At 70.0% G+C, this 3,842-nt stretch carries 4 protein-coding genes; 2 read left to right on the top strand and 2 right to left on the bottom strand.

Annotation, left to right across the window (positions count from 1 at the left end):
* A partial coding sequence (locus tag D7X74_RS40365) for an ABC-2 family transporter protein (RefSeq protein ID WP_120538250.1) occupies positions 1 to 736 on the bottom strand: 736 nt, incomplete at its 3' end.
* Positions 733 to 1,743, bottom strand: a complete 1,011-nt coding sequence (locus D7X74_RS40370; RefSeq protein ID WP_120538251.1) for an ATP-binding cassette domain-containing protein — start codon at positions 1,741 to 1,743, stop codon at positions 733 to 735. The genes D7X74_RS40370 and D7X74_RS40365, both read right to left, overlap by 4 nt.
* A gap of 58 nt (positions 1,744 to 1,801) precedes the next feature.
* Between D7X74_RS40370 and D7X74_RS40375 the strand changes: the two genes are divergently transcribed.
* Together D7X74_RS40375 and D7X74_RS40380 are read left to right on the top strand one after the other, a co-directional pair.
* Positions 1,802 to 3,007 carry a small ribosomal subunit Rsm22 family protein gene (locus tag D7X74_RS40375; protein WP_120538252.1) on the top strand — a complete coding sequence of 402 codons (1,206 nt, stop codon included), beginning with the start codon at positions 1,802 to 1,804 and terminating at the stop codon, positions 3,005 to 3,007.
* Positions 3,008 to 3,132: 125 nt separating this feature from the next.
* The gene (locus tag D7X74_RS40380; RefSeq protein WP_147446874.1) at positions 3,133 to 3,693 is read left to right on the top strand and encodes a porin family protein; all 561 of its coding nucleotides are present in this window, start codon (positions 3,133 to 3,135) and stop codon (positions 3,691 to 3,693) included.
* Positions 3,694 to 3,842 lie beyond the last annotated feature (149 nt).

Genomic DNA, 3,842 nt, shown 5'->3' on the forward strand with positions numbered 1-3,842 from the left:
CCGCCACCCACGCCCACTGCTTCGCCAGCAACCCCAGCGCCGCCCCCGTCGCGTGCGCTCCCGTCATCAGCTCCACCGGCAGCCCCATCTGGTAGCGGAACGGCAGCACGTCGATGAACGTGCGCACCCCGGCCGGGAAGAACTCCACCGGGAACATGTAGCCGGAGCACACGAAGAACAGCACCATGTAGACGTCCATCAGCTTCTGGCTGCTCTCCAGATAGAGGCTCAGCGTGCCCAACAGCACGTTCAGATAGAACGTGATGAGCCACCCGCCCGCCAGCGACAGGATGAACAGCCCCCAGCCGAGCGGCGAGGAAGGCACGGCCCGCGCGCCCACCACGTAGAGGCTTATGGCCAGCACGGGCGCGACCACCAGGAGCCGCAGCGGGATGCCCGCCAGCACGTCCGTCGCGTACGCGAGCAGCGGGGAGATGGGCCGCAAGAGGCGCATCGCCAGCGTGCCCTGCTTCACCTCGTAGCTGAGCATCCACGCCACCCAGCAACTGGTGATCTGCCGCACGCAGAAGGCCGCGAGGAAGTAGCCGACGAACTCCGCCTGCCCGAAGCGGCCCACCGGCGCCGTGCGCGCCACCGCCGACCACAGCGCCAGCATGATGAGCGGCATCGTGGTGGCGAACACCCAGACGATCATCTCCGCGCGGAAGGCCACCGCCTCCGCGAACCCGATGCGCAGGAGCGTGGGCAGCGCCTTCAGCGACGTGCGCAGGCTCATGCGGACACCGTCTCCCGGGCGGCCTCCGCCCGGCGGGCCTTGCCCTCCTGGAACAGCTCGCTCATCACCTCTTCCAGCGGCGCGTTCTCCACCGTCAGGTCCGTCACCGGCAGCGTGGACAGCGCCCGCCCCACGGTGGCGTTCACCGCGTCCTGCTGCACCTGGAGCACCGCCGCGCCCGGCTCGTGCGACACCACCCGCCCCAGCGAGGCCAGCAGGTCCGCGGCCACGGGCTGGGCCAGCCGCAGCACCACGCGCTTCTCCGGACGCACGCGCTGCACCAGCGCGTCCAGGGTGCCGTCGTAGGACAGCTGCCCCTTGTCGATGACGATGACACGCGGGCACAGCGCCGCGACGTCGTCCATGTAGTGGCTGGTCAGGATGAGGGTGGCGCCCGTGGTTTCGTTGTAGGCCTTGATGAAGGTGCGCATCGTCACCTGCATGGACACATCCAGGCCGATGGTGGGCTCGTCCAGGAACAGCACCCGGGGGCGGTGGATGAGGGCCGCGGCCAGCTCGCACTTCATGCGCTCGCCCAGGCTGAGCTGGCGGACGGGCTTCTGGATGAGGTCCTCCAGCTCCAGCAGCGACACCAGCTCCTCCAGCGTCTGCTTGTACTGGAGGCGGGGCACGTCGTAGATGGCCCGGTTGAGTTCGAACGTCTCCGCGGCGGGCAGGTCCCAGAGCAGCTGCTGCTTCTGCCCCATCACCAGCATGATCTTCTTGAGGAACGCCTCCTCGCGCATCTTCGGGACGTGGCCGTCCACGGTGACTTCACCCTCGGAGGGGTGGAGCAGGCCCGCCAGCACCTTGAGCGTCGTCGTCTTGCCCGCGCCGTTGGGGCCCAGGAAGCCCACCCGCTCGCCGGGTTTGATATCGAAGGAGATGCCGTCCACGGCCTTGACGGACGTGTAGCTGCGGTGGACGAGCGAGCGCAGGGCCGCCTTCAGGCCGGGCGGGCGCTTGTGAACCTGATAGTGCTTGCGCAATCCGCGGACGGAAATCATGGCGGAATGGGTTTAACGCGGTCGCCTCCAGGTGGCGACCCCAGAAGTGAAGGCACGGATGAGCAACGCATACAGCAAGGACTTGGAGCGGTGGCTGCCGCGGCTCATCGCCGTGTGGCGCGCGTCGCGGGGCAAGGGCGACGGCCCGGAGGGGCGCCTCACGCCGCAGGAGGTCAAGGAGGTGGGCGCGGGGGTGAAGCAGTTGTCGCTCGGCCTCACCCGCGACCGGCAGCTCGCCGGCGCCCGGTACATGGATGATCCGCGCCTGCTGGGCGCCTACCTGCTCTTCTACTGGCCGGTCTCCTACGCCCAGGCGCGGCAGGTGCTGGGGGAATTGCCCAACCGCCCCCGCCATGTGCTGGACCTGGGCAGCGGCCCGGGTCCGGTCGCCTTCGCGGCGATGGACGGGGGTGCCAGTGAGGTCACCGCCGCGGACCGCAGCAAGCCTGCGCTGGCGCTGGCACTCAAGCTGGCCACCGAGGCGGGCGAGGCGCTGGCCACGCGCGAGTGGGATCCGCTGAAGAAGAACGCCACGCTGCCCGACGGTCAGTACGACCTGGTGACGATGGGCCACGTGGTCAACGAGCTGTATGGCGCCAACGACGATGCGCTCAAGCCGCGCGCGGCGCTGCTGGAGGCGGTGCTCGCGAAGGTGAAGAAGGGCGGCAGCCTGCTGGTGATGGAGCCCGCGCTGCGCGAGACGAGCCGCAACCTGCTCAAGGTGCGCGACCTGCTGGTGGAGCGCGGCTACGGCATCCGCGCGCCGTGTATGTACCGGGGCCCCTGCCCCGCGCTGGTGAAGGAGACGGACTGGTGCCACGCCGAGCGCGCGTGGCCCATGCCGCGCGTGGTGGAGGAGCTGGCGCGCACGGCGGGGTTCCACAAGGAATCGCTGAAGATGAGCTACCTCGTGGTGGCGCCCAAGGGCGAGGCGTGGCCGGAGCCGCCGCCGGGCCGGGTGTTCCGCATCGTCAGCGAGTCGCTGGAGGGCAAGGGACGCCAGCGCTACATCGGCTGCGGACCGGAGGGGCGCGTGGGCCTTGCGATGCAGGAGCGCCACCGCGCGGAGAAGAACGAGCGCTTCTTCCACCTCCAGCGCGGCGACGTCATCGACGTCACCGACCTGGAGACCAAGGGCGACGGCTTCGCGCTCGGGGAGAACGCCGAGGTGCGCATGGTGGCCCAGGCCGGACGCGGCGTGCCGCCCGGTCCGCCCAAGGCGCCGGAAGCTCCCGCCGCGCCGGTTCCGCCCACGAAGCCCTGAGCAGGAACGCGTCCTCCGGGCGACGACGCCCGGAGCAGACGCGGGAATGACCCGGGAGGGACCTCCACTCCGTAGGAAGTCGTGCGGATGCCGAAACATCCGCCTCTTCCTTCCGAGGTCCTCCCATGCGGTCACCTCCCCCGCTGTTGCCCGCGGCGACCCTCCTCTTCCTCCTCGCCTCCTCCGCTCGAGCAGAACAGGAGGCTCCGGAGCCGCATGGTCCCTGGTTGGGCGTGACGCTGTCGGGCAGTTCCGGCTTCGACATCCGGACCCGGGAGCCGGGGCTGGACGTGACGGGGCCATACGACAGCAGTGCGGGCCTGGGCCTGCGTGGGGGCTACGACTTCGAGGTGCCCTTGAGCCTCTTCGCCGAGTACCAGGAGGATCCCCACTACGGATCCTTCGGCGGCGGCCTGCGCCTGCGGACTCCCACCGCTCCGATTCGCGTGGGCCTCAGCGCGGGCGCGCGCTTCATCACCGGGGAGCTGACCCTGCCCTACTTCACCACCGGGCTCCTGGCGGAGGTCCGGCCCTGGCGGCACGTGGGCATCGGCGTGGAGCTGGACAAGGCCTGGCCCCTGAAGCACGAGGTCGTCCGGTTGCAGGAAGGGTCGAAGCCCCAACGGACCGTCACGTTGGACAACGGGCCGTTGCGCTTCGTGCTCGGGGCGACGTGGTACTTCTGAGCGGAGTACCACCGTGGAAGGTGGGCCCTGGGGCTCCGTCCTCGGGGTGACGGGGTGCTGCTGAGTGGATCCGCACCGGCGGATCAAACTGCTAGGGTCCGCCCCACTCCACTCCCACGGAAGGAACACCGTGCCCGCCCCCACCCCGC

The organism is Corallococcus sp. CA047B (genome assembly GCF_003612065.1).
GTDB lineage: Bacteria > Myxococcota > Myxococcia > Myxococcales > Myxococcaceae > Corallococcus > Corallococcus praedator.